Source organism: Cupriavidus sp. KK10 (genome assembly GCF_018223725.1).
GTDB classification, from domain to species: Bacteria; Pseudomonadota; Gammaproteobacteria; order Burkholderiales; family Burkholderiaceae; genus Cupriavidus; species Cupriavidus necator.
In genome coordinates, this window is record NZ_CP073677.1 from 4634315 (window position 1) to 4657655 (window position 23341).

Genomic DNA, 23341 nt, shown 5'->3' on the forward strand with positions numbered 1-23341 from the left:
GCCGCACCGGTGCGCGCGTCAGGCCGCGCGCAGGGGCAGGTTCTTCTGGCCGGCCTTGCGGTTCGGCGCCATGCCGTGCGCGGCCAGGGTTTCGTCGGCGCTGTCGTACCAGGTGCCGATGCGGTAGATCTCGCGGGCTTCCTTGCCCGAGGCGATCTCGCGGCCCAGTTCCTTGGCCACGCGCACGCACTGCTCGATCTGCTGCACGGAAGTCATGCGGTTGCCGTGCTGGTCGATGATGGTGTCCTCGATGCCGCAGCGCGGGTGCAGGCCCATTGACATCGCCATCATGTTGAACGGAAGCACGTTCTTCAGCAGCGATTCCGCGGTCAGCGTGCAACCGTCCGGCGCGCGGTGCACGAAGTTGAAGAAGTTGAACGGGTTGGGACCGTCAAAGCCGCCGCCGATGCCGATCCAGGTCAGGTTCAACGGACCCTTGTAGTGGCCTGCGCGCACCATGCGCTCCAGCGTTTCCATGGCATGGATGCCGGTGAGCTGGAAGTGCGGCTGGATGCCTGCGTTGCTCAGGCGGCGCAGGTGCTCTTCCACCCAGCCCGGCCCGGCCGGCACCGTCATTTCGCGGTAGGCAGCCTGGTAGGCGGGATGCTCCAGCGAGGTACCCTTCAGGTATTCGGGGTATAGCAGCTCCATGATGTTCATCTGCGTGGTGTTGATCGCCACGGTCACCTGGTCCGGCTTCGGGTCCAGTTCAGCCAGCATGTGGCGGGTATCGTCCGACAGCCACTTGGCCGCCTGGCCGTCGTCTTCCGGCGCGAAGGAGATGGAGCCGCCCACCTGGATGATCATGTCCGGCACCGCGGCGCGCACGCCGGCGATCAGTTCGTTGAACTTGGACAGGCGCTTGGAGCCCTTGCCGTCCAGTTCGCGCACGTGTAGGTGCAGCACGGTGGCGCCGGCGTTGTAGCAATCCACGGCCTTTTGGATTTGATCTTCCATCGTCACCGGAATATCTTCCGGGAAATCCGCGGGCATCCACTCGGGGCCGTACGGCGCCACGGTGATGACCACCTTGTCCTGGTTTTCGGGGTGCAGGGAATCGTCGAGGAATTGCACAGTTGCTCCTGGTATGTTGTGGGCGGACCGCCTGGATTTCCGCCTGCCTGGCGGCACCTGACGGTCGCGTTTGCGGTATCAAGTTCAGTGGCTGAAGTATCGTGTATCGACACGCGGCGATTTGACGATCCGGGACGAACGATTTACATTTCGGGACAGTCAGGGAAAACACGATGTCCTACTACCTTCGCAGCGCCAGCCTCACCAATTATGTGGAAGTCGCCCGCGCGGTAGGGCTCGACCCGCACCAGCAACTGCGCGCGGCCAGGATCGGCCGCGACGTCCTGCTGGACCCCGATATCCGCATCCCGGCGGGGCTGGTGGGCCGCTTGCTGGATGCGTCGGCGCGCGCTTCGCAGGCGGACGACTTCGGCCTGCGCATGGCGGAGTTGCGCCAGTTCTCCAACCTCGGGCCGCTGGCCTTCGTGGTGCGCGAGCAGCCCACGCTGCGCCGGGCGCTGGAGTCCATGGTGCTTTACATGGGCCTGCAGAATGAGGCGCTCGCGATGCGCCTGGAAGAGGCCGAAGGCCTGGTGATGATCCGGCTGCAGATCCTGAGCGAGCAGCCCGGCACGCTGCGCCAGGCCACTGACCTGGCCGTCGGGGTGATGTACCGCATGCTCAGCCTGTTTCTCGGGCCGAGCTGGCGGCCGCGCAGCATCTGCTTCACGCATGCCGCGCCCGCCAGCCTGGCTACCTTGGCGCGCGTGTTCGGCATGCCGGCGTTGTTCAACCAGGACTTTGACGGCATCGTCTGCGTGGCATCGGACCTGGACGCCCCGCTGCCTTCCTATGACCCGGTGATGGCGGGGCAGGTGCAGCGTTATCTCGGCACCTTGCTCGCGCAGGCAAACAGCACCATGGCGGACAAGGTGCGCAAGCTGGTCTACGTGCTGCTGCCGGGCGGCATGTGCTCGGTTGATCGCGTGGCGCAGCATCTTGGCGTGGACCGCCGCACGGTACACCGGCGCCTGTTGCAGGAGGGCACCACGTATTCGCAGATCCTCAATGAGGCGCGCGCGGGGCTGGTGATCGGCTATATCGAAAACCCGGAGCGGCCGCTTTCGGAAGTGGCCACGCTGCTGGGATTTTCTTCGCTGAGTGCGTTTTCGCGCTGGTTCAGCGGGCAGTTCGGCTGCAGCGTGTCGAAGTGGCGCACGCAGCAGCAGGCGCAGGAGCGTGTGACGGACATCGCGGAGCCGGCGCAAGGACTGCTCTAGGCATCGATCCGCATTTCCATCGCGCACACGCTGTGACAGAATGCGCCGTCACCTTCTCTCCGGCATGCACTGCCTGCGCCCCGCGTGAACGGCCTATCCGCTACCGTCCCAATCTCTGTCGTCAATGGCTTCCTGGCCGGCGCCGATCCCATGGCGATCGCGCGGCTGGCCGAGTGCTCAGGCATTGCCGGTGAGTTGCTGGCCGAGCCGGCCGCACGCGTCACGCAGGAACAGTTTTCTACGCTGTACCGCCTGCTCGCCAAGGAGGCCGACGATGAGATGCCGGGCATCTTCAGCCGGCCGCTGCGCAATGGCACGCTCAAGTACCTGTGCCTGAGCTTGCTGGATGCGCCAAGGCTGGAGGTGGCGCTGCATCGCTTCGGCCAGTTCTTCCACCTGATCCTCGATGACTTCCGCATCGAGTCGCGGCGCGATGGTGGGTCAGGCTATGTGGAGCTGGTAGACAACCCGGCCGGCCCCGCCGTCAGCGTGCTGGGGCGGGAACTGATGCTGAAGCTCGTGCATGGCGTGGCGTCGTGGCTGATCCGCCAAAAGATCCCGCTGCAGGCAGTGGAGTTCCAGTTTCATCACTCGCCGCTGGCCGGCGACCATCTCTACCTGTTTCCCGGCCCGGTGCATTTCGGTTGCCGCCAAAACCGCATCGGCTTCGATGCGGCTTACCTGGACATGCCGGTGCGCCAGCGCAAGCCGGATCTGGAGAAGTTCCTGTCGCGCGCGCCCGAGGACTGGATCTTCGTTTCCTTTGCCGAGCAGATGAGCTCCCACCGGGTCAGGCAATACGTGGCCGAGTGCCTGCCGGTGTCGCCCACCATCGAGGCGGTGGCCCATGCGTTGCACTGTTCGGTGCGCACGCTGTGCCGGCGCCTGTCGGCGGAAGGCACTTCCTTCCAGGCGATCAAGGACGACGTGCGGCGCGATATCGCCATCCAGCGCCTGACGCGCTCCGAGGATCCCATCGCGGCCATTGCCTTCGATGTGGGCTTCGACAATCCCACCGCGTTCCATCGCGCCTTCCGCCACTGGACCGGCAGCACCCCCAACGCCTACCGGCGCGCGCTATAGGCCCGCCTGCACGGCTGGCAAAGCTGGACGGCGACTGACAAATCTGGCCACATTACCTGGCTCTTGCGACGCACGGCGGGTGCGCAGGGCTGCTGCCGCGCAAAGCGGCAGGATTTGTCAGTGAATGGGCAGGTTTGGGTATCAGCCTTTGTGCGTGCCGCTACTACGATCGGCACATAACGTTGCAGTGCCACCGGTTAGTGAATCGGATGCCGGCGCTGTGAACATCGCACAGAGGCCGAGAATGAGCTACACCGCACCTACCAAAGACATCCTGTTCGTCATCCGTGAACTGGCCGGACTGACAAAGATTGCCAGCCTGCCTGGCTATGAAGACGCCACCCCCGACACCGTCGAAGCCGTGATCGGCGAAGCCGCAAAGTTCCACGGCGAGGTGATCGCCCCCCTCAACGTTGCCGGCGACAAGCAACCCAGCAGCTGGCATGACGGCGAAGTCAGGACCACCCCCGGCTTCGCGGAAGGGTTCCGCCAGTTCGGCGAGGGCGGCTGGCAGGGCATCGTGCACCCGGTCGAGTTTGGTGGCCAGGGCCTGCCCAAGCTGGTCGGCACGCCGTGCATGGAAATGATGAACGCGGCCAACCTGTCGTTCGCGCTGTGCGCCATGCTGACCGACGGCGCGATCGAAGCGCTGCTCACCGCTGGCTCCGACGAGCTGAAGCAGCGCTTCCTGCCGCGCCTGATCGCCGGCGAGTGGACCGGCACCATGAACCTGACCGAGCCCCAGGCCGGTTCCGACCTGGCGCTGCTGCGCACGCGCGCCGAGCCGCAGGCTGACGGCAGCTACAAGGTCTTTGGCACCAAGATCTTCATCACCTACGGCGAGCACGACATGGCGGACAACATCGTCCACCTGGTGCTGGCGCGCACGCCGGGCGCGCCCGAGGGCGTGAAGGGCATCTCGCTGTTCGTGGTGCCGAAGTTCCTGGTCAACGACGACGGCTCGCTGGGGGCGCGCAATGACGTGCAGTGCGTGTCGATCGAACACAAGCTCGGCATCAAGGCCAGCCCGACCGCGGTGCTGCAGTTTGGCGACCATGGCGGTGCCATCGGTTACCTGGTCGGCGAGGAGAACCGCGGCCTGGAGTACATGTTCGTGATGATGAACGCAGCGCGCTTCGGCGTGGGCGTGCAGGGTATTGCCATCTCCGACCGTGCCTACCAGCAGGCGGTGGCCTATGCGAAGGATCGCGTGCAAAGCCGCCCGGTCGATGGCTCGTCGCGCGAGGCGGTGGCCATCATCCATCATCCCGACGTGCGCCGCATGCTGACCGAGATGCGCGCGCTGACTGAAGGCGCGCGAGCACTGTCGCTGGTGGCGGCTGCGTACTCGGATCTTGCCCACCACGCACCGGATGCCTATACGCGGGCGCAGTTCAAGTCAGCCTACGAGTTCCTGGTGCCCGTCATCAAGGGCTGGAGCACGGAGATGTCGCTGGACGTGACCAGCCTGGGCGTGCAGGTGCACGGCGGCATGGGCTTTATCGAGGAGACCGGTGCCGCCCAGCATTTCCGCGACGCCCGCATCCTGCCGATCTACGAGGGCACTACCGCCATCCAGGCCAACGACTTGGTGGGCCGCAAGACCGTCCGCGATGGCGGCCTGGCCGCGCGCGCCATCCTGGCCGAAGTCGACCAGACCATCGATGCGCTCAGGGACTGCGCCGGTAGCGGCGCGGATGCGGCATGCAGCGCCATGTTCGTGCAACTCGGCTACGCGCGCATGGCGCTGGGCCGGGCCGTCGACTTTGTGCTGGAGAACGCGGCCAAGGAGCCGAACGCGGTGTTTGGCGCAAGCGTGGCCTACCTCAAGCTGGCCGGCATCGTGCTGACGGGCTGGCAGATGGCGCGCGCGCTGGTCGTGGCGACGCACAAGCGCAGCGAGGACGAAGCGTTCTACGCCGCCAAGATCGCCACCGCTGAGTTCTTCGCCAAGCAGATCCTGCCGCGCGCCGCGGCGCTGGAAGCGGCCATTACCGGTGCGTCGGGCGAGGACGGTTTCCTGAACCTGGACGAATCCCGGTTTTGAAACCCAAACTGTGGCGCAACGCGGCACGGGCAAAAAGATCAATCAATGTAGGAGGCCGTATGGCAATCGAGAACTACCGCATGGCGACGCTCAACGCGTTCGTCGGCAAGGAACTGGGCGTGTCCGACTGGGTGGAAGTGGACCAGGCGCGCATCGACGCATTCGCGCAATGCACCAACGATAAGCAGTGGATCCACGTTGACGTGGAGCGTGCCGGCAAGGAAAGTCCGTTCGGCGGCACCATCGCCCACGGCTACCTGACGCTGTCGCTGGTGGCAGGCCAAATGCAAGAGATGGGCGTGATCCCGGCCGATGCCAGCGCCGCAGTCAACTACGGACTGGAAAAGACGCGCTTCCTGGCGCCGGTGAAGGCGGGCTCGCGCGTGCGCAATCGCGTCAGCCTGTTGGCTGCAGACAACAAGGGCGGCGGCCGCGTGCTGCTGCGCACGGAAAACACGATCGAGATCGAAGGCGAGGCCAAGCCCGCGCTGGTGGCGGAAGCCCTGGCGCTGCTGGTCGCCTGAAGCAATGAGCAAGACAGTAGTAGCAAGGAATAAGGCGGGAGACGCAGGATGACGAGGGTCAGCAGTACGAGAGAGCAGGGCAGCAAGGGCGGCAGGGCCGGCAGGGCGAAGGTCGTTATGGCCAAGATCGATAGCGCCAAGGTCGATAGGGACGATAGTGCGGATCAGGCTGCAGCCGTGAGCGCGGCCACCGCGGTGGCGTCCATCGAACGCATGCCGGACATGATGGCCGGCCCCAACCCCTTCGTGGGCCTGCGCCTGGAAGACCTGGTCAGCACTGCGCAGCAGATCGGCGCGCAGTGCCTGCAGGAGCCGGTGCTGGTGCTTGAGCAGCAGGCGCAGCTGGCGCAGGACCTGGTCAGCGTGCTGGACGGCTCGGCCCCGTTGCCGTCGGCGCGCGACCGGCGCTTTGGCGACCCGGTCTGGCAGGACAACCCGCTGTACCGCATGTCGCTGCAGGGCTACGAGACCTGGCGCAATTTCATCAGCGGCTTTGTCCGGCGCTCGGTCATGGACGAGCGCAGCAAGCACCGCGCGGAGTACTTCACCTCGCTGGTTGCCGATGCGCTGGCACCGACCAACACGCTGCTGGGCAACCCGGCGGCGCTCAGGAAAACTGTGGAGTCAGGCGGCATGAACCTGATCAGCGGGTTGACCAACCTGGTCACCGACACCCTGACCAACCGCGGCATGCCCGCCCAGGTGGACAAGGAAGCGTTCAGTGTTGGCAAGAACCTGGCCACCACGCCGGGCGTGGTGGTGTTCCGCAACGATGTGCTGGAACTGATCCAGTACACGCCGTCCACCGAGAAGGTGCACGCGCGGCCGCAGCTCATCGTGCCGCCGCAGGTCAACAAGTTCTACGTGTTCGACCTGGCGCAGGGCAAGAGCATGGTGGAGTACCTGCTGGCCCAGGAACTGCAGGTATTCATCGTGAGCTGGCGCAACCCCACGGCAGCGCATCGCGACTGGGACATGGATACCTATGTCCGTGCGCTGGTCGAAGCCATCCACGCCATCCGCGACATCACCGGCAGCCCTGACGTGAACCTGCACGGCGCCTGCTCGGGCGCCATGACGATGTCGGCGCTGATGGGCTACTGCGCCGCGAGCGGCGAGAAGCTGGTGCATGCGGCCACGCTGATGGTGTCGGTGTTCGGGCTGGATGCCCAGTCCCAGCTTGGCCTGTTCAGCACGCCCGAAGCCGTCACGGCCGCCCGGCAGGGCAGCCAGGCGCGCGGCGTGCTCGACGGCGAGGAGCTGGGTCGGGTCTTTGCCTGGTTGCGCCCCAATGACCTGGTGTGGAACTACTGGGTCAACAACTACCTGCTGGGCAATGCGCCGCCGGCCTTCGATGTCCTCTACTGGAACAACGACACCACGCGGCTGCCGGCCGGCCTGCATGGCCAGTTCCTCGACATGCTCACACTGAACCAGCTGGCCACGCCGCGCACGCTGCGCGTGCTGGGCCACGCCATCGACCTGTCCGAAGTCCAGTGCGACAAATACGTGCTGGCCGGCATGACCGACCACATCACGCCGTGGAAGGCCGTGTACCGCTCGGTGCGCGCCTTTGGCGGACGCACGGAGTTCGTGCTCAGCTCCAGCGGGCATGTCCAGAGCCTGATCAACCCGCCCGGCAACCCCAAGGCGAAGTTCTTCCGCAACGACGCCACCGAGGCGGACCCGGAGACCTGGCTGAAAGGCGCCACGGCCACCCAGGACTCGTGGTGGCAGCACTGGAGCCAGTGGCTGAAGAAGCGCTCCGGGCCGAAGTGCAACGCACCGGCCAGCCCCGGCAGCCTGCAATACGCGCCTTGCGGCGAGGCCCCTGGCCTTTACGTGTCTGAAGCGTAGTCCACCGGCCCCACGGGGCCATCGTTTTCTACAACCCAACCTGTCAGGAGAAATAAAGATGGAATCGACCAACACCGCGGGCACGTCGTCCGCACACACCGCCCCGCACAAGAAGCTGTTTGACTTCGTCAAGCAGAACCGCCTGGACCCGGCGGCTATCCTAGAATCGCGCCGCAAGGACATCGAGGCCCTGGCCGGCGTGAATATCGCGCTGCTGGCCGGCCTGCAGTCGCTGGTGCGCCAGCAGGGCGAATACCTCTGCGAGACCGCCGCCGACCTGCAGGCGCTGGCCCGTGGCGGCAAGGATGCCGACGGCCAGGCGGCCAAGGTCTCTGAAGTGCTGCCGCGCTCGCTGCACAAGGCCGTGAACGGCCTGCGCGGCCTGACCGACACCGTGTACAAGACCCAGGCCGACAGCATTGCCGCAGTAGGCCGGCGCATCGCCGAGAACGTCGAGGAAGTGAAGGGCATCCTGCGACCCAGGCAGTAAGCACCGGGGTGCACGGCCGCGATCGCAGCGATCGTGGCCGTGCCTTAGCGCCAACGACTCCAGGACAGCTTGATGACAATAAGCAATGCCGGCATCAGGGCCGGCCACATGCAGGTCCAGACTGTAGATCTGGACGGGCAGCAACTCAGGGTCGGCATCCGGCCCGGCAGCGGCGCGGGTCCGCCGCTGCTCATCTTCAACGGCATCGGCGCCAACCTCGAACTGATCGAGCCCTTCGTCGATGCGCTGGTGGGCGTGGAAGTCATCATCTTCGACGTTCCCGGCGCCGGCGGCTCCCCCGCGCCGCTGATGCCTTACCGCTTCTCCAACCTTTGCGTGCTTGCCGACAGGCTGCTGTCGCACCTTGGCTATGCGGGCCAGGTCGATACGCTCGGCGTGTCGTGGGGTGGTGCGCTCGCGCAGGAATTCGCGCGGCTCTATCCGCAGCGTTGCCGCCGCCTGGTGCTGGCGGCAACGTCGCCCGGCGTGCTCATGGTGCCGGGCAGGCTGTCGGTGCTGTCGAAGATGATCGGCGTGCGCCGCTACAGCGATCCGGAGTACCTGCGACGCGTTGGCGCCGACCTCTACGGCGGCGCCTTCCGCGACGATCCTGCACTGCTCGACGAACATGGACGGCACATGCAACCGCCACGGGGACGTGGCTACCTCTACCAGCTGCTGGCGGCCTGGGGCTGGAGCAGCCTGCCGTGGCTGGGCGCGGTCAGGCAGCCCACGCTGGTGATGCACGGCGCCGACGATCCCATCGTGCCGCTGGTCAATGCCAGGATCCTCGCCGCCCGCATCCCCAATGCGGAATTGCACGTACTCGACGACGGGCATCTCTTCCTCGTGACCGGCGCGGAGAACACCGCGCGCGTCGTCGGCGCCTTCCTGCGCCGCTAGACCCTTACTCAAGCCGCGGCACGTCCGCGGCTTTTTCTTGCTCCTCGAAACGAAAAAGAACGGCCGCGCGGGGGAATCCCCCGGGCGGCCGCAAACGAGCATATTGCCCGGTGTCGATCCGATGACCGGATCGCCTGGTCAGAACTTATGGCGAATGCCGACGGCGGCTCCGAACATATTGCTCTGGCCATTGCCCAGCGCGTAGCTGTTGCCCAGCGACAGGCTGTTGGCGTAGACCGTTGCCAGCGATTCCATCATCAGGCCGGCGTTCTTGGCGTAGGCGGTCGTCAGGTAGACGTCGGTGCGCTTGGAGAACGCATAGTTCGCCACGAAAGCGATCTGCCAGGGATTGGCGACGTTGGTATTGCCGAACAGGCTCTTGACGTCGTCGTAGTTGTATTCCAGCGTCAGGCCAATGGCTGACGTGACCTGGTAGTTGGCGCCGATCCAGTAGAAGTCATCACGCTGGATCACGACATCCGCCGCGTTCTTGTTCTGGCCCCAGCGGTAGCCGCCCATGATCTTGGCCGGCCCGATGCTGTAGCTGGCGCCCACCACGGCCTTCTTGGCAGTGCCATTGCTGGTGCCGATGGTCGGGTTCCACTGATCGTAGCCAGCGGTCACGCCAAACGGGCCGCCCTGGTACGCAACCGCGGCGCCATAGGCGGTATCGCGCCGGAACTGGCCGGGGACCTCGCCGTTGCCACCGATCGGCGTGGCGATGCCCACGGTGGCCGGCAAGGCCAGGCCCGTGCCAAACGACCAGTGCGCCAGCGCCGTGACCGGGCCGAACTTGCCGGTGTACTTGACCGTGTTGTCCTCACGGAAGTTCGGGCCAGACTGCAGCACCACCGGTTCGTATTGCGTGGCATAGGCCGTGGGCGAGAAATTGGCCAGTGCCTCGAACATCGACGTGTACTGGCGGCCCAGGCTGACCATGCCGATGCCGGGCTTCTGCACGCCCACGTACGCCTGGCGCCCGAACAGCCTGCCGCTTTGCTGCGAGGTGCCGCTGTCGACGTTGAAGCCGCTTTCCAGCACGAACAGCGCCTGCAGTCCGCCACCGAGGTCCTCGCTGCCGCGAAGGCCCCAGCGCGAGCCGGAGACGCCGCCGGAGTTCATGCGGTAGACGTCGTTGGCCGGGCCGCGGTTGAACTGGTTGGCGGCAGTCGGGACCGCGCCGACGTGATTGGCATACTCCACATTGATGTCCGCCACGCCGTACAGCGTAACGTTCGACTGGGCGAAGGCGCCCCCCGAACAGGCGAGCAGCGCGGCCGCGGCCATGCTCCTGAGCTTCATTGGTATTTCTCCTCTTTTCCTTTGGTTGCGATGCGGATGAATCCGTCTCTGTGAGTACTACGGGTACTGCAATCTCTGTGGCGGCGTTGCGCTACGCGAAGGCTATTGCCGCTCAGTTGGCGCGCAGCAGCTTTTCCAGCAACTCGGTCGCGCGCGGCCACGGGCCATATCCGGCCGCCGGGTTCAGGTGGCCGACTTCGCCGAGGTCGACCAGGCGGCTGCCCCAGTCGCTGGCCATCTGCGCGGCGCGCTCATAGCTGGCCAGCGGATCGTTGCGGCTGGCGGCGAGGAGGCTGGGGAAGGGCAGTTGTGCCCGGGGCACGGGCAGCCAGCCGTTCCCGGCCAGCGTGGCGTGGTCCGGATAGCCGGCCGGCATCGGCGTTTCAAGATCAGCAGGCGTGGCCAGCAGCGCGCCGCGGATCTTGCGGTGGTGCTGCGCGGCCCAATGCACGGTGATCATCACGCCGGCGCTATGCGCCACCAGCACCACCGGGCCGTCGATATCGGCCAGGGCAGCGTCCAGCGCGGTCACGCGGGCATCACGGCTGAGCTTGTCGTGCTCCAGCGGCGCCACCGAACGGGCGTTCGGCAGCTCGGCCTGCAGCAGGGTCTGCCAGTGTTCCGCCACGTGATCGCGCAGGCCGGGAACCATCAGGAAGGTGGTATCAGCGGGAAGGTTCATCAGTCGTCCAGGTAATCAGTCAGAAGATCAGGCCTTGTTCGGGTCTGCCTCACGCTGGTTTTCCAGGCGAAGCAGGTCGGCCATGTAGGTGCGGCGTCCCACCAGGAAGCACAGCGCGGCAAGCACGCCTGCCAGCGGGATCAGTTGAAGGGCGCCGAGCAGGCCAATGCGGTCGGCGATCAGGCCAGTGACAAAGGGTCCGGGCGCCAGGCCCAACAGGTTGTTTGCCAGCGTGAGCGTGGCAAAGGCGGTGGCATGGATGGCCGGATGGGTCAGGTTTGCAACCGCGGCACTGGCCGGGCCGGCCGTGCCACCGACAAACAGCATGCCGGCACCGATCAGCACCAGTTGCGCGGTGCCGGCGGGCAGGTAGAACGCAGTGAGCAGCAGCGCGCAGCAGGTCACGCTGTAGGCCACGGCCATCAGCCACTTGCGCCCGGGGGCGTGGCGAGCCGCCCAGTCCGTCAGCGCGCCGCACAGGACCATCCCTGCGCCACCCGCCAGTACGAATGCCGCGGCGGTCACGCCGGCACGGTCCGTCGCCATGCCGTAGTAGCGCGCCAGGAAGCTCGGCATCCAGGTGAGCAGGGCGCCCATGACCAGCAACTGCAGCGCACTGCCCACATACGCGCAGAGGATCGAACGCGCCGAAAAGAGGGCAGACAGCAGCGGGCGCAGTGAGACGCTCTCGCGCCGAGCGGCACTGTCCGATTCCTCGCCCAGCGCACGGCGTTGCGCCTGCAGGCGCGGCTCGGTAATGAAGAGACGATAGAACCCGACCAGCACAAGCCCGAAGATCGCCATGCCGGCAAAGGCCCAACGCCAGCCAAAGTGAGCGGACAGGGCACCCCCCGCCGCCATCCCCAGCACGGAGCCAAACGCCCCGCCAGCGATGAACGCCGAACTCAGGCTGGCACGCAGATGGCGCGGAAACACCGAAAGCACCACGGCAATGCCGACGCTGCCATAGGCCGCCTCACCAATCCCCACGCACAGCCGCGCCACGAACATCTGCCCGAAATTGTTGGCCAGCGCGCAGCCCAGCGTGGCCAGGCTCCACAGCGCCGCCATCAGGATCAAGCTCCTGACCCGGCCCCAGCGGTCAGCCAGGATGGACAGCGGAAACGTCAGCAGGCCAACCATCAAGGCCACGATCCCGCCCAGCGCACCGAGCTCGGTGTCGCTCAGCGACCATTCCACCTTCAGCAGCGGAAAGACGGCGTTGAGCACCTGCCGGGACATGTAGTCCGACAGCAACAAGCCAAAGCTCAGCGCAAAGACGAGCCAGGCGTAAGAACGCGACGAACTCGCACCGGCCGCGCCGGCTGAGATGGGGGAATGCGTGGTGGTTTGCCCGAGCATGAAAAGCCTTTTCCTGGATGCGCTTGACTGCGTCATGGCTACGCATGCAGGGGACAAAACCCTCCTTTCAAACGCTGGCCACAGTCCTGTCGCGACCGGCGAAGTATCTAGGATTGGCTATCAGCAGTTTGACTAGCGGGGACAACTTGTTTGCAATTTGGGACAGTCGGGGAAAACGAGGAGTGGGTTGGGCGGGGGGTGGCTCCGAAGATGAGGCGCGCGCGTTTGTAGCTACGCAATACCCCAATGCAAAGACGACCCGCGCGGGCGGCGGCACGCCACCGAAGAGTGGTAATCAATGGCGCCCGTGGTTGCAGGAACAAGTATGGACTAGAGCACTGAATGAACCCGTATGCCCAATCATTGCCGGGCGTGGCACCATCGTCACGTTCGATCAGGATCGGTAGATACGCGTTGGGCGACTCCAGGGAGCTTGGTGATATTTTTGTTATGCGCCATAACAATTTAACATAATATACATTCTGCGAAATTCGTTTGTTAGGCCCAAATAGTAATGTCGTACCCCTTACCAAAACTGGCCAGCTGTCGGCCTTCTTCCCGTGGCCACGCCCGTGACACCATAGACTGGCTGTTATATGCTCCAATCCACACTTGCCTCCCAGTCCGGCCAAACAAGAACAAGGCACCAGCCAAACCTGCATGTTCAAATTCATCGGGCGTTTTCGACAGCGGCTGCGCTACCTGGACCTGAGCCTGAAGGCCAGCCGGTCCGTCCGGATCCGAGTCGTCGAGCGGCCCGGCCTGTGGATGGACGCGCAGCAGCTCGAAGCCATGCTGGCCGAGATGCGCGGCATCGTCCAGCGGGGAATCGGCAAGGATCTCGATTACGGGGTGCTTTCCGGCGACCCTGAAAGACTGCGGCGGGCCGTGATCACGCTGCTTTATGACCGGGACAGCGGCCAGGCGATTGCGTTCAATGCGCTGTCGGTCATGCCGATCGAGATCAAGGGCCGGCCGGCTGAGGCGATTCACCTAGGGCTGGTGATGGTCGATCCGGGCTATCGCACGCAAGGACTGTCCTGGGTGCTGTACGGGCTGACCTGCATCCTGCTTTTCTTCCGCCGCGGCCTGCGCCCGATCTGGATCAGCAATGTGACCCAGGTGCCGGCCATTATTGGCAAGGTTGCCGAGGTCTTTGTCACGGCCTATCCCAATCCCTTTGAGCCGTCGCGGCGCAGCTTTGAACACCTGAGCGTGGCCCGCGAGATCATGAAATCGCATCGGCATGTCTTTGGGGTTGACCGGGCGGCGGGATTTGACGAAGCGCGCTTCGTGATTACCGATGCCTATACGGGCGGCTCGGACAATCTCAAGAAGACGTTCGACCAGGCGCCGAAGCATCGGGACGAGCGCGCCAACGAACTTTGCCAGCGGGAACTTGACTACCAGCGCGGCGACGATTTCCTGCAGATCGCCTGCCTGGACCTGGCCAGCGCACGGAAATACCTGTTACGGGAAGTGCCTCGGGACTCCCTGCCCGCCATCCTTTATCAGATTGCGTTCCTGGCTGTCGGGCGGATCGTCCTGCCATTGTTCCACTGGCTGAATCCGCGCGAGCCGATGGGAGTCCTGCGCGCAAGGAAAAGCCAATGATTCCACCCTTTTCATACGAGGAATTCACCACCCGCAACATCGGCTTCGTCACCGACGCGGAACAGCAGCAATTGCGCAGTGCACGGGTGCTGATCTGCGGTGTCGGCGGCATGGGCGGCGCCTGCCTGCAGGCGCTGGCACGGGTGGGCATTGGCGGCTTCGCGCTGGCGGACTTCGATGCGTTCGACGTGTCGAATCTGAGCCGCCAGGTGTTTGCCAGCCTGGATACCGTTGGCGTGAACAAGGTCGAGGCCACCGTGGCGCAGATCCGGCGCATCAACCCGGAACTTGCCATCGAGACCTTCGGCGCGGAGTGGACCGACAAGCTCGATGAACTGCTGAGCCGATACAAGATCGTGGTCAACGGCATGGATGACATGGCCGCGGGCATCGCGCTCTATCGCAAGGCGCGGGAGCATGGTGCGACCGTTATCGACGCCTATACCGCTCCCCTGCCCTCCGTCACGGTCGTCCGGCCGCAAGATCCCCGGCCCGAGGAGCGTCTTGCCTATCCCACGGCCGGCATGGACTGGAAGTCCCTGACGGCGGAGGTCAGGCAGGAATGCCTGGGCAAGGAACTGGAATATGTGATGGTCAACTCGAGTTCCGTCCGGCATGTGGAGCTTGGCATCGCTAAGGATCTGCTGACCGGCAAGCGCAAGCGCATGTCGTTTGCGCCGATGGTGATCACCACCGGCAATCTGATGGCGTTCGAAGCGATCAAGCTGGTGCTCGGCCGGCCGCAGCTGGCCGGTGTGCGCGGCTATTTCTTCAATCCCTGGAGCATGCGTGTCGAAACGCCGCGCAATGTGCTGACGGCATGGGCCGTGCGCGCGCTGGTACGGCGCTTCATGGCGAGGTTGATGCGAGATGAGGGCTGACGCGTGATTGACGCCCTGGCAAGCGATGTGGCCGTTACCTGGCTCGGCGCGGTGGGCTGCGGGCTCTACCTGCATTTCCTTTGGTCGCGGCGCGAGGCCGGGGCCGGCACGGGCCTGTTCCTGTTCGGGGTGCTGACGGCGCTGCTGGCAGTCCGGGGCTTTTCCTGGCTGTTTGGCGGTACGCTGCTGGCGCAGCTGGTGTTTGCGGCGGCAACCTTGCTGCCCATTGCCATGACCCTGTTTGCCGAGCACCTGGTGCGGCGCCACCACCCGTTGGGGCTGAAGCTGCTGGCGCTGGGCGTATCGGTGGTGTTCTTCGTCATCAATCTCTTTACCGATCTGTCGAACAATACGCCGCTGTTGCTGGCGTTCCTTGGGTGCTTCGCCGTGGTCACGGCAAGCAATGGCTGGTTCCTGCTGTGGCTGCGCGATGCCGAGCTGTCCGACAACGAGGAACGCCTGGCCCGGGCGGTGGTGGTGGTCGTGGCCCTGGCCGTCCCGCTCGCGGCCACAGACTTCCGCGAGGAGCTCGGCCATGTGCCGGTTCGCCTGGGGGCGCTTGGGGCGTTGGCATTCGTCTATGTGTTCCTGAAGCTGTCGGAATCGCAGCGGGTCGTGCGCGGGCTGCTCGCGCATATCGCAGCCGCCCTGCTCTTCGCCGTCGTGCTGGCCAGCGTGATGGCGCTGGCTTCGCGCGGGCCCGGCCCGGGCTTCGCCGAGGCTGGCCTGCGCGGCATGCCAGTTGCCATCGCCTGGGTGCTGCTGACCGCCATTTTTGTCCGCATTCGCGCCGTTTCACTGGCGGGCGATGGCAATGCCTTCTTGCGCTGGCTGCTCCATGCCCGGCTGGATACGCCAGAGGGTTTCCTGCATTCGCTCAGGCGCCTGCCGCAGACCGCAGACCATGTGGTGCTCGGCAACGCGGAGCTTGCTGATTACGCCCTGGGCGCGCTGTTCGACCTGGCAGGAAGACGGCGTGAGCCCGTGTCGATCGGCGACGCCCGCGCGTGGGCCAGGCTCCGGGAAGGCGATCGGGTCGAGGCAGCGGAGCAACTGGTAGACCTGCTCGAGCGCCACGAAATGACCCATGCCCTGCTGATCGCGCGCCAGCCCGCGCAGGTGGTGCTGCTGAACCTGCCGCAAGGCGCCAACGCGGCCATCGGCGAGCTGCGCGCGGCGGTGATCCTGCGGCTGGCGCGCCATCTCGGGCAGCGGGAGGCCGCATGACAACAGTGCTGCGTGAAGGCGATTTCGACGCGTTCTTCGAGGCGCCCTTCGCCTGCTATGGCCGTGATACCCATTTTGTCTCGCCGATGAAGGGGGATCTTGCGCGCGCGCTGGACCCGGCGAAGAACCCGCTGTTCCGGCAGTTTGCGCGCCGCACCTGGTTCACCGCCCATCGGGACGGACGGATCGTGGGCCGTATCCTGGCCCATATCCATGATGCATTCAATCAGCAATACGGCCAGAAGCGCGGCTACTTCGGCATGTTCGACTGCGTCGATGACGTGGAGGTCGCGCAAGCGCTGCTCGACGCGGCGGCGGGCTGGGTGAAGCACAACGGCTGTGACGAACTAGCTGGCAGTTTCAACCTGACGATCACGCAGATGATCGGCATCGTCACCGAGGGCTTCGAGCATCCGCCATACACCTACCAGGAATATACGCCGCCGCATATTGCCAGGCTGCTCCAGGCATGCGGCTTCGAGCCGTTCTTTCCGATGCGCACGTTCGAGCTCGACGTGCGCAGCTACGATCCGCAGCAGTTGATCGGGAGCAAGCAACGCGCGCTGCTGGATGATCCCGCCTGGCAATTCGAGCCGATCCGGCGGCGCGGCTTTGACCGGCGCCTGCTGGAAGCATGCGCTGTGCTGAACGATGGCTTTGCCAGCAACCCGATGTTCGTGCCGCTGACGGAGGAGGAATTCCTGTTTCCCTGCGCCGGCATGATGTGGATCATCGACGAGCGCCTGTCCTATACCGCTTATTTCAACGGGGAACCGATCGGGGTACTGCTGTGCGTGCCGGACCTCAATCCGTTTCTGCGCGCCACCGGCTTCCGCCTGAAGCTGTCCACGCTCTGGCATCTGATCAGGTTCCGCGCCAGCCGCAAGCGTGCGGCGATCATCTTTTTTTCCGTGCGCAGGGACTACCACAGCCGCGGCGTCAACGGCGTCATGCTGCACCATCTGCTCAAGGCGATGCGGGGTGCCGGATACTCGCATCTGGGCATCAGCTGGGTGTCGGACTCGAACGGCGCCAGCCTGAAGCAAATGGAGAAGATGGGGGCCACGGTACTGCATCAACTGCATCTCTTCAGGAAAGCCATCTAGCGATATGCTTACGCGCGATCAGCAACTCACCCTCGTTGCGCAGGCTGGCCGCGCTCCCAGCGCGCACAATATCCAGCCCGCTCGCTGGCGCTTTGCCGGCGACAAGGTTGAACTGTTTGAAGACCCTGCTCGATGGCTAGCCGTGGGCGACCCCACCGGGCGGGACAACCAGATCGCCCTGGGCATGGCCTGGGAAGGCATGGCCATCGCGCTGTCCACGCTTGGGTTGGGGCTTACGCAGCCAGAGGTCTCCGGCCTGCCCTACCCGCCCGCTACCCAGGGCCTGCGCCCGGCCGCATCTGGCCTGATCACATCAGGTGCGAGCCCGGATCCCCTTGACGCCTTCGTGGACGCACGCCGCGCCTATCGAGGCAAGTTTCTCCGTGCGACCCCGCCGCAGGTCAAGTCGTTGGGCGAATGCGCTGCGGCCCACGCGGAGTTCGTCACGCTGGCGAGCGAGAACAGCACGGCGCAAATCGCCAATTGGTATGACGACGCCGCGGCTGCGGGATTGAATGACTCACGGTTTGCGGAGGAGCTCCATCACTGGCTGCGCTTGTCACCGCACGATCCGGGCTGGCCGCGCGACGGGCTTTCGGCTGAATGCATGGCACTGTCGCGGTGGGAAGCCTGGGGTGCGTCGATTGCGCTGAGACCCCGTGTGGTCCGGCTGCTCTCGGCGCTTTCGCTGACCCGCCTGCTGACATCGGAAAGCGCAAAAGTGAAAAGCGCGGCCCGGATCGTCCTGATTCATGCCCCACCCGACGTCACGAGTTTTGACATCGGGCGCCGCTGGTACCGGTTCTGGCTGGCCATGACCGCCAGGGGCTTTGCCGGCGTGCCGATGTCGGCGCTGGCCGATTCACCTGGCCATGCCGCCATGCTTGCCGAAAGCCAGCGCTTGCCGCGCGGAAACCGGCTCGTGAACATCATGCGCTTTGGGCCGGTGCCGGTCCGGGGCATCCCGCGAAGCGCAAGACTCCCCGCCGCAGAGTTGGTGCAAGCATCCTGAACCAACGACGCTTGCGGCCCTTACCCGGGGCGCGGTCCTGGCTATGTGTGTTCGCGCACCTCGGCGAAAGCGCGGACGGGGAAAGCCGCCGCGTCTCGCGCCTTCAGGGGGATGGAAAAGAAGCGAAACGGCACGCCATGCAAGCGCGACAGTCCGGTGAGGTTCTCGACGATCAGGATGCCTCGTCCCAGCAACCGGGTATGGGCCGGGCGTTCCGGGTCCTGGGTGGAGTCGACGTTCGCGCAATCCACCCCGAACATGGAAATGCCCGCATCGCAGAGCCGGTCTATCACGTCGCGTGAGACAAACGGGTGCGATCGATAGATCTCCGTTCCCCAATGGCGATCCCAGTCGAAATTCACCAACACAGCCCGGCCTGCGAGGAGCTCGGGAAACTGCAGGTCATTCCACGCCAGTTGTTGCCCGGGGGTCGCGTGGCGGGCATCGATGACCACGCCGTCAAGCACCAGCCGGCTGAGATCGAGGGCAGCAATGTCTTCCGCGCCTTCGAAGCGGTGACGGGGCGCATCCAGCTTGGTGCCGACGGATGTCTGGAACGCCACCTCGGAAATCTCGAACGAGGCTTTGCCCTCGTAGTGCCAGCCTGATTGCGCATGCGTCATGAACGGCCGGATATGCGCGGTCAACTCGACCGCTTCACCGGTTTCGCGCTTGAAGAGGACGCCAGGCATCCCGTCGTGGAACACATGAGAGAGATCGACAATCATCTTCTGCGCTCCATCCTGGTTGCGCTGAGCTGATGCTACTGCCGGGCCTTCAGCCGGGTCAAGCTGACGAAGGGGGCATCGTAAGCCGTTCAGTCTGACCCGGGCAACGCACAAGGCTAAAGCAGCTTCAGGAATTCCAGCAGCGCATCCTTGTCGCTTTCGGCAAGGGTCGAGAACGCCTGTTCATGGCCGCGATTGTCGCGCCCCGCTGTCGCCGTGTCGTAGAGCACGGGTTTCGACCACGGCTGGTAGCTGCCCGGATAGGCCCAGGTGCCGTTCGCATCGAGCTTGCCGGCGATGCCCAGCTTGCCGTAGTCCAGTGCATGACCGCCGACCCAGAAGCGCCTGGGCCGCGCCTGCGGATGCATCAGATGCCAGAGCGTGGGCACGGAGCCGTTATGGAGGTACGGGGCCGTCGCCCACACGCCGGAGAGAATGGGCGCGACATAACCCCCGGTGTTTGCCGCGTCGATATGCTTGCCCAGCTCGGAGCGCGAGATGGCTTGCAGCAGGCCGGGATCGATCGCTTGCCAGCGCGTCGGGTCAGTACCGATATCCGCCTGTGCCACCAACCGGTTGGGGAAGCTTACAAGGCGCGGGCGCTCCGTGTCCTGGCTGTAGCTGCCGTGGCACTGGGCACAATGGGCATCAAAGACGGCGCGGCCGCGCGCGGCGCGGGGGCGGTCAATCGGGCCCGGAAACGGCGGCGGCGTGTAGCCCGCCATGAATCGCATGACGTCTTCCACCTGCGGAATGGCGCGGCCGGCGCGATCCGGCGGCATTCCCATGGTCGGCACGGTGAAGAAGGCCACGATATGCGCCAGCCGCCCGGCATCATCGGCGGCACCGGGCGCTACCGGCGCAAAGCGCGGCGCGCCCTTGCTGGTATAGACGCCGTCGTAGAGCAGCGATGAGCGCAGCCTGCGGTAGCCCAGTTCCGGAATCGAGGTGGAACCACTGGCGGCCGTGCCCGCTGAGAGCAGATGAAACTGGAACTTGAGTGCCGCGACGCCATTGGTGCTGCCAGCCGCGCCGTTGCTGAACGGCAGTGGCTCGTCACCGCTGGCTTCGAGTTCCGCCACCCGTTTCACCAGCCGCGGCCAGACGAATCTCCGGATGGTATCCAGTTCCTCCTTGCTGGTGTCGGGGTAAAGCTGGTGGATGGCTGAGAGGAGCGTTTCCGGATCGGATTTCACCCGCTTGACCGCCTGATAGACCGCGGCGACGAAGGCATCGAGGTTGAGCGAGGTATTCGGCAGCCCCAGCCAGACATCGTTGGTGGGATGCCCGTCCTTGCCGTAGGTGATGCCCGCATGACACGATGCACATCCCAGGTTGGACACCTCCAGGCGGATCTTCGGGATATCCCGGCCGATCATTCCGCTGACCACGCCCAGGGGCTTGTCGAACCTGGGCTGTTGCTGGCGCGGCCAGTTGCGGACCGCATCGGGATAGATAAAGCCGAACTCGTGCAGCGCCCGGCGCAAGGCGTCCTGGGTGACCGGAACGCCGGGGCCGCCGGCCAGCAGCAGCGCGGTCGTTGCCAGCTTCCACGGCAGCGCATTGGTTTCCAGTGTATCGGTGCTCAGGCCGCCGAAGTCATCGAAGACAAAGCGTGCCGCGCCGAGGTCGTCGGCTCGATCCCCGGCCCTGAAGTCCCGCATGACCGCGGATTCGCCTTCAGCATAGCCGCGCAGGAAATCGCATCCCGACAGCGAACCTAAGAGCAGACCGATCGCGAGCACGCGTCGTACAAGGGGCATCGTAGTCATCGTCCGACAGTGCGCGCCAGGGAATCCGGACCGCGCCGCGCTGATGGTAGCCGACGATCCATGCTGTCTCAAGCCAACCGCTGCAGCCAGGGCACCGCCCGGGTGGCGCCGCGGCGAACTGCCGGGGCAGCTTTACCCGGCGGGCGCCGTTACCATCACCACGTGCGCCTGCATCGGCACGGCCAGTGGACCCCCGCCGTAAGCCTTCAGGAATGCCTGTTCGCAGTGGTCGGTTGCCCGGCCGAGCGCATCCGGCCCGCGCCGCTCCAGGTCGGCGCGCAACGGCGTGCCCTGGCAGAATGCCACCGCCGGGATGCGGGCGGCGCTGGCGCGGCTGGTTGCCGCGACGGTTTCAAAGACCGGGGATGACTGGAATCCGCCCAGGCGTAGATCCTGCTCGATGGTGGCCTGGCTGTGGTAACCATGCGGGACGCGGGCCATGAACTCGGGCGGCGCGTCGGGAAACAGCGTGGCGAGTGCCCCGGTGACATCGCGGGCAAAGGCGTTGAATTCCAGCCGGTCCCAGACATTGAAGATCAGCGTGCCGCCCGGCACCAGCACGCGGCGGGCTTCGGCGAAGGCGCGGCCCTTGTCCGGGAAGAACATCACGCCAAACTGGCAGGCGACCATGTCGAAGCTGGCATCGGCAAACGGCAGCGCCATGGCGTCGGCCTCGCGCCACTGCACCGGGCGGCTGGTGCCGGCCTGCTCCGCCCGCGCCAGCATCGGCGCGTTGAGGTCGGTGGCAACGATCATGGTATCGGCCGGCAGCTGCCCGGCGATTTCCCGGGTCAGCACGCCGGTGCCGGCGGCCAGTTCCAGCACCCGCCGGGGGTGCAGCGCGGCGATGCGGGCAGCCATGTCGGCAGCGTATGGCGCAAAGATCATCGGCACCATCAAGGCCTCATAGACTTCGGGAATCGCGCCCGCGAAGACTTTGTCCGAGTGTTGCAAGTCCATGAAACCCCCTGCCCTGGCGTGGAAGTTGCCGGCATCGCCTGACTGGGTGTAGGACACATTGCGGAGAAAGTAAACCGTGGCGGCCAGAACGTCTTATGCCCGGGAGGCTGCTTCCTTCAGCTGGTCACTGGCAGAAGTCAGCATGCGCAGTGTCTCTTCGAACACCGGCAGCGCGTCCTCGCGGCCTGGCGCGTCCTGCGGCATGCCATCCCGGTCGGCCGTGACGCCGCGGATGAGTTGATCGAGGAACCCGGGCCGGGTCATCTCGGTGCGCTGCAGCAGCATGTGCAGCAGGTAGCAGCAGGCACCAAGGCGCGGATCTTGCGGGGTTGGCATGGCTTGGTCTCCTTTGGGTTGGTCGGGTTTGCGCGTCGCGGCCCTAATCGCGGATGCGCGGCATCCAGCCGCTGCCGCGCGTGCGCGGATCCACCGGCAGCTGGCGCTGCAGCGCGGCCTTGGCCAGCATGTGGGCGCTGATCGGCGCGGTCAGGAACAGGAAGGCGGTCACCAGCAGCTCATGCAGGCTGGCATCGCCCCGGAAGCTGAAGTACGCCACCGAGGCCAGCACCACCCCGCCCACGCCCAGCGTGGTCGACTTGGTCGGCCCATGCAGCCGCATGAAGAAGTCCGGCAGCCGGAACAGCCCGATCGCCCCGACCAGCATGAACACGCTGCCCACCAGCAGCAGCGCGCACACGATGAATTCCGCAACAGGATGCAGCATCTGGCGCTCCCTAGTATTCGATGATGTCGCCGCGCTGCAGGTACTTGGACAGCGCCACGGTGCCGACGAAGCCCATCACCGCGATCAGCAGCGCGGCCTCGAAGAACAGTGCCGAATCCAGGCTGATGCCGAGCACCACGATCAGCGCGATGGCGTTGATATTCAGCGTGTCCAGCGCCACGATGCGGTCCGGCAGGCTGGGTCCGCGCAGCAGCCGCGCCAGGGTCAGCAGGAAGGCGAGGCCCAGGATCACCAGGCAGACCGGTATCACGATGGCAAGCATTGGAAGATCTCCTTGAGCGGGGTTTCATAGCGCGACTTGATGAGCTCGACCAGCGCGGCCTCTTCCTCAAGGTCCAGCACGTGCACGAGCAAGGCGCGGCGGTCATCGCTCAGCTCTGCGCACAGCGTGCCGGGGCTGAGCGAGACGATGCTGATCAGTGCGGTGGTGGCGAGTTCGTGCTCGACATCGAGCGGCACCACGATAAAGGCGGGGCGCAGGCGCGCGGTGGGGCCCAGCACCATGATGGCCACTTCCACGTTGGCTTTCACGATATCGAACAGCACATGGATGCTGAGCCGCAGGATCAGGTCGGGCCGCGACAGGCGGAACGCGCCCAGCACCAGCCAGCGGTCGGCCAGCCGGCCGATGGCCCAGCCCAGCAGTGCCCCCAGCAGCCAGTGCCCGGGGGCCAGGCTGTTGGTCAGCAGCAGCCACATGATCATCAGGATCAGGCTCAGCCAGGGATGGGGAAGCAGGCGCTGCAGCATGG

The 23341-nt window shown here is 65.4% G+C and carries 23 protein-coding genes; 12 read left to right on the forward strand and 11 right to left on the reverse strand.

Features of this window, described 5'->3' with window-relative positions; genetic code table 11:
• Positions 1 to 18 precede the first annotated feature (18 nt).
• The gene (locus KB879_RS21595; protein ID WP_013956808.1) at positions 19 to 1074 is read right to left on the reverse strand and encodes a 3-keto-5-aminohexanoate cleavage protein; all 1056 of its coding nucleotides are present in this window, start codon (positions 1072 to 1074) and stop codon (positions 19 to 21) included.
• A 173-nt stretch (positions 1075 to 1247) separates the two neighbouring features.
• Between KB879_RS21595 and KB879_RS21600 the strand changes: the two genes are divergently transcribed.
• From KB879_RS21600 to phaZ, 7 genes are all read left to right on the forward strand, one after another.
• Positions 1248 to 2294, forward strand: a complete 1047-nt coding sequence (locus tag KB879_RS21600; protein WP_211979744.1) for an AraC family transcriptional regulator — start codon at positions 1248 to 1250, stop codon at positions 2292 to 2294.
• 84 nt (positions 2295 to 2378) lie between these two features.
• Positions 2379 to 3377 carry an AraC family transcriptional regulator gene (locus tag KB879_RS21605; RefSeq protein ID WP_013956810.1) on the forward strand — a complete coding sequence of 333 codons (999 nt, stop codon included), beginning with the start codon at positions 2379 to 2381 and terminating at the stop codon, positions 3375 to 3377.
• Between the two features lie 244 nt (positions 3378 to 3621).
• Positions 3622 to 5424: an acyl-CoA dehydrogenase gene (locus KB879_RS21610; protein WP_211979745.1), complete on the forward strand. Its 1803-nt coding sequence runs from the start codon at positions 3622 to 3624 to the stop codon at positions 5422 to 5424.
• Positions 5425 to 5483: 59 nt separating this feature from the next.
• Positions 5484 to 5948: a MaoC family dehydratase gene (locus KB879_RS21615; protein WP_013956812.1), complete on the forward strand. Its 465-nt coding sequence runs from the start codon at positions 5484 to 5486 to the stop codon at positions 5946 to 5948.
• A gap of 225 nt (positions 5949 to 6173) precedes the next feature.
• Positions 6174 to 7805 (forward strand): alpha/beta fold hydrolase, encoded by a 1632-nt coding sequence (locus KB879_RS21620; protein WP_153955811.1) that lies wholly within the window; start codon positions 6174 to 6176, stop codon positions 7803 to 7805.
• A gap of 58 nt (positions 7806 to 7863) precedes the next feature.
• Entirely contained in the window at positions 7864 to 8295 is a 432-nt protein-coding gene (locus KB879_RS21625) for a phasin family protein (RefSeq protein ID WP_153955801.1), read from the forward strand.
• Between the two features lie 72 nt (positions 8296 to 8367).
• Positions 8368 to 9198, forward strand: coding sequence for a poly(3-hydroxyalkanoate) depolymerase (gene phaZ, locus KB879_RS21630; protein ID WP_153955802.1), 831 nt, complete (start codon positions 8368 to 8370; stop codon positions 9196 to 9198).
• Between the two features lie 138 nt (positions 9199 to 9336).
• Here phaZ and KB879_RS21635 read toward each other — a convergent pair whose 3' ends face one another.
• The 3 genes from KB879_RS21635 to KB879_RS21645 form a co-directional block, all read right to left on the reverse strand.
• Positions 9337 to 10500: a porin gene (locus KB879_RS21635; protein WP_013956816.1), complete on the reverse strand. Its 1164-nt coding sequence runs from the start codon at positions 10498 to 10500 to the stop codon at positions 9337 to 9339.
• A gap of 112 nt (positions 10501 to 10612) precedes the next feature.
• On the reverse strand, positions 10613 to 11182 hold the full coding sequence (locus KB879_RS21640) for an alpha/beta hydrolase (RefSeq protein WP_013956817.1): 570 nt from the start codon (positions 11180 to 11182) through the stop codon (positions 10613 to 10615).
• Positions 11183 to 11209: 27 nt separating this feature from the next.
• Positions 11210 to 12544 (reverse strand): MFS transporter, encoded by a 1335-nt coding sequence (locus KB879_RS21645; RefSeq protein ID WP_211979746.1) that lies wholly within the window; start codon positions 12542 to 12544, stop codon positions 11210 to 11212.
• 660 nt (positions 12545 to 13204) lie between these two features.
• Here KB879_RS21645 and KB879_RS21650 point away from each other — a divergent pair.
• From KB879_RS21650 to KB879_RS21670, 5 genes are read left to right on the forward strand one after another with little or no spacing between them, the layout of a single operon-like run.
• A complete protein-coding gene (locus KB879_RS21650; RefSeq protein WP_153956267.1) occupies positions 13205 to 14158 on the forward strand; it encodes a hypothetical protein in 954 nt (317 codons plus the stop codon).
• Entirely contained in the window at positions 14155 to 15039 is an 885-nt protein-coding gene (locus KB879_RS21655) for a ThiF family adenylyltransferase (protein WP_211979747.1), read from the forward strand. Before KB879_RS21650 ends, KB879_RS21655 begins: the two co-directional genes overlap by 4 nt.
• A gap of 3 nt (positions 15040 to 15042) precedes the next feature.
• Positions 15043 to 16266 carry a hypothetical protein gene (locus KB879_RS21660; protein WP_013956821.1) on the forward strand — a complete coding sequence of 408 codons (1224 nt, stop codon included), beginning with the start codon at positions 15043 to 15045 and terminating at the stop codon, positions 16264 to 16266.
• Complete coding sequence (locus KB879_RS21665; protein ID WP_013956822.1) at positions 16263 to 17372, forward strand: GNAT family N-acetyltransferase; 1110 nt, start codon at positions 16263 to 16265, stop codon at positions 17370 to 17372. The genes KB879_RS21660 and KB879_RS21665 overlap by 4 nt, the downstream gene beginning before the upstream one ends.
• 4 nt (positions 17373 to 17376) lie before the next feature.
• Positions 17377 to 18384: a hypothetical protein gene (locus tag KB879_RS21670; RefSeq protein WP_153956265.1), complete on the forward strand. Its 1008-nt coding sequence runs from the start codon at positions 17377 to 17379 to the stop codon at positions 18382 to 18384.
• Positions 18385 to 18425: 41 nt separating this feature from the next.
• Here KB879_RS21670 and KB879_RS21675 read toward each other — a convergent pair whose 3' ends face one another.
• The 7 genes from KB879_RS21675 to KB879_RS21705 all read right to left on the reverse strand — a co-directional run bounded on the left by KB879_RS21675 (position 18426) and on the right by KB879_RS21705 (position 23339).
• Entirely contained in the window at positions 18426 to 19112 is a 687-nt protein-coding gene (locus KB879_RS21675) for a cyclase family protein (protein WP_211979748.1), read from the reverse strand.
• Between the two features lie 116 nt (positions 19113 to 19228).
• Positions 19229 to 20875 carry a hypothetical protein gene (locus KB879_RS21680; protein WP_211979749.1) on the reverse strand — a complete coding sequence of 549 codons (1647 nt, stop codon included), beginning with the start codon at positions 20873 to 20875 and terminating at the stop codon, positions 19229 to 19231.
• Positions 20876 to 21016: 141 nt separating this feature from the next.
• The gene (locus tag KB879_RS21685; protein WP_153956262.1) at positions 21017 to 21844 is read right to left on the reverse strand and encodes a class I SAM-dependent methyltransferase; all 828 of its coding nucleotides are present in this window, start codon (positions 21842 to 21844) and stop codon (positions 21017 to 21019) included.
• 93 nt (positions 21845 to 21937) lie between these two features.
• Positions 21938 to 22180, reverse strand: a complete 243-nt coding sequence (locus KB879_RS21690) for a hypothetical protein (protein WP_013956827.1) — start codon at positions 22178 to 22180, stop codon at positions 21938 to 21940.
• A gap of 43 nt (positions 22181 to 22223) precedes the next feature.
• The gene (locus KB879_RS21695) at positions 22224 to 22568 is read right to left on the reverse strand and encodes a Na+/H+ antiporter subunit G (RefSeq protein WP_013956828.1); all 345 of its coding nucleotides are present in this window, start codon (positions 22566 to 22568) and stop codon (positions 22224 to 22226) included.
• Positions 22569 to 22578: 10 nt separating this feature from the next.
• Positions 22579 to 22851 carry a K+/H+ antiporter subunit F gene (locus KB879_RS21700; RefSeq protein WP_013956829.1) on the reverse strand — a complete coding sequence of 91 codons (273 nt, stop codon included), beginning with the start codon at positions 22849 to 22851 and terminating at the stop codon, positions 22579 to 22581.
• Positions 22836 to 23339, reverse strand: coding sequence for a Na+/H+ antiporter subunit E (locus KB879_RS21705; protein ID WP_010812079.1), 504 nt, complete (start codon positions 23337 to 23339; stop codon positions 22836 to 22838). The genes KB879_RS21700 and KB879_RS21705 overlap by 16 nt, the downstream gene beginning before the upstream one ends.
• Between the last annotated feature and the right edge of the window lie 2 nt (positions 23340 to 23341).

Bases quoted from the DNA above. Each gene is read 5' to 3' on its own strand.
- KB879_RS21600 (WP_211979744.1), top strand. From the start codon at position 1,248: ATGTCCTACTACCTTCGCAGCGCCAGCCTCACCAATTATGTGGAAGTC.
- KB879_RS21610 (WP_211979745.1), top strand. From the start codon at position 3,622: ATGAGCTACACCGCACCTACCAAAGACATCCTGTTCGTCATCCGTGAA.
- KB879_RS21615 (WP_013956812.1), top strand. From the start codon at position 5,484: ATGGCAATCGAGAACTACCGCATGGCGACGCTCAACGCGTTCGTCGGC.
- KB879_RS21620 (WP_153955811.1), top strand. From the start codon at position 6,174: ATGGCCGGCCCCAACCCCTTCGTGGGCCTGCGCCTGGAAGACCTGGTC.
- KB879_RS21625 (WP_153955801.1), top strand. From the start codon at position 7,864: ATGGAATCGACCAACACCGCGGGCACGTCGTCCGCACACACCGCCCCG.
- phaZ (WP_153955802.1), top strand. From the start codon at position 8,368: ATGACAATAAGCAATGCCGGCATCAGGGCCGGCCACATGCAGGTCCAG.
- KB879_RS21635 (WP_013956816.1), bottom strand. From the start codon at position 10,500: ATGAAGCTCAGGAGCATGGCCGCGGCCGCGCTGCTCGCCTGTTCGGGG.
- KB879_RS21640 (WP_013956817.1), bottom strand. From the start codon at position 11,182: ATGAACCTTCCCGCTGATACCACCTTCCTGATGGTTCCCGGCCTGCGC.
- KB879_RS21645 (WP_211979746.1), bottom strand. From the start codon at position 12,544: ATGCTCGGGCAAACCACCACGCATTCCCCCATCTCAGCCGGCGCGGCC.
- KB879_RS21650 (WP_153956267.1), top strand. From the start codon at position 13,205: ATGTTCAAATTCATCGGGCGTTTTCGACAGCGGCTGCGCTACCTGGAC.
- KB879_RS21655 (WP_211979747.1), top strand. From the start codon at position 14,155: ATGATTCCACCCTTTTCATACGAGGAATTCACCACCCGCAACATCGGC.
- KB879_RS21665 (WP_013956822.1), top strand. From the start codon at position 16,263: ATGACAACAGTGCTGCGTGAAGGCGATTTCGACGCGTTCTTCGAGGCG.
- KB879_RS21670 (WP_153956265.1), top strand. From the start codon at position 17,377: ATGCTTACGCGCGATCAGCAACTCACCCTCGTTGCGCAGGCTGGCCGC.
- KB879_RS21675 (WP_211979748.1), bottom strand. From the start codon at position 19,112: ATGATTGTCGATCTCTCTCATGTGTTCCACGACGGGATGCCTGGCGTC.
- KB879_RS21680 (WP_211979749.1), bottom strand. From the start codon at position 20,875: ATGCCCCTTGTACGACGCGTGCTCGCGATCGGTCTGCTCTTAGGTTCG.
- KB879_RS21685 (WP_153956262.1), bottom strand. From the start codon at position 21,844: ATGGACTTGCAACACTCGGACAAAGTCTTCGCGGGCGCGATTCCCGAA.
- KB879_RS21690 (WP_013956827.1), bottom strand. From the start codon at position 22,180: ATGCCAACCCCGCAAGATCCGCGCCTTGGTGCCTGCTGCTACCTGCTG.
- KB879_RS21695 (WP_013956828.1), bottom strand. From the start codon at position 22,568: ATGCTGCATCCTGTTGCGGAATTCATCGTGTGCGCGCTGCTGCTGGTG.
- KB879_RS21700 (WP_013956829.1), bottom strand. From the start codon at position 22,851: ATGCTTGCCATCGTGATACCGGTCTGCCTGGTGATCCTGGGCCTCGCC.
- KB879_RS21705 (WP_010812079.1), bottom strand. From the start codon at position 23,339: ATGCTGCAGCGCCTGCTTCCCCATCCCTGGCTGAGCCTGATCCTGATG.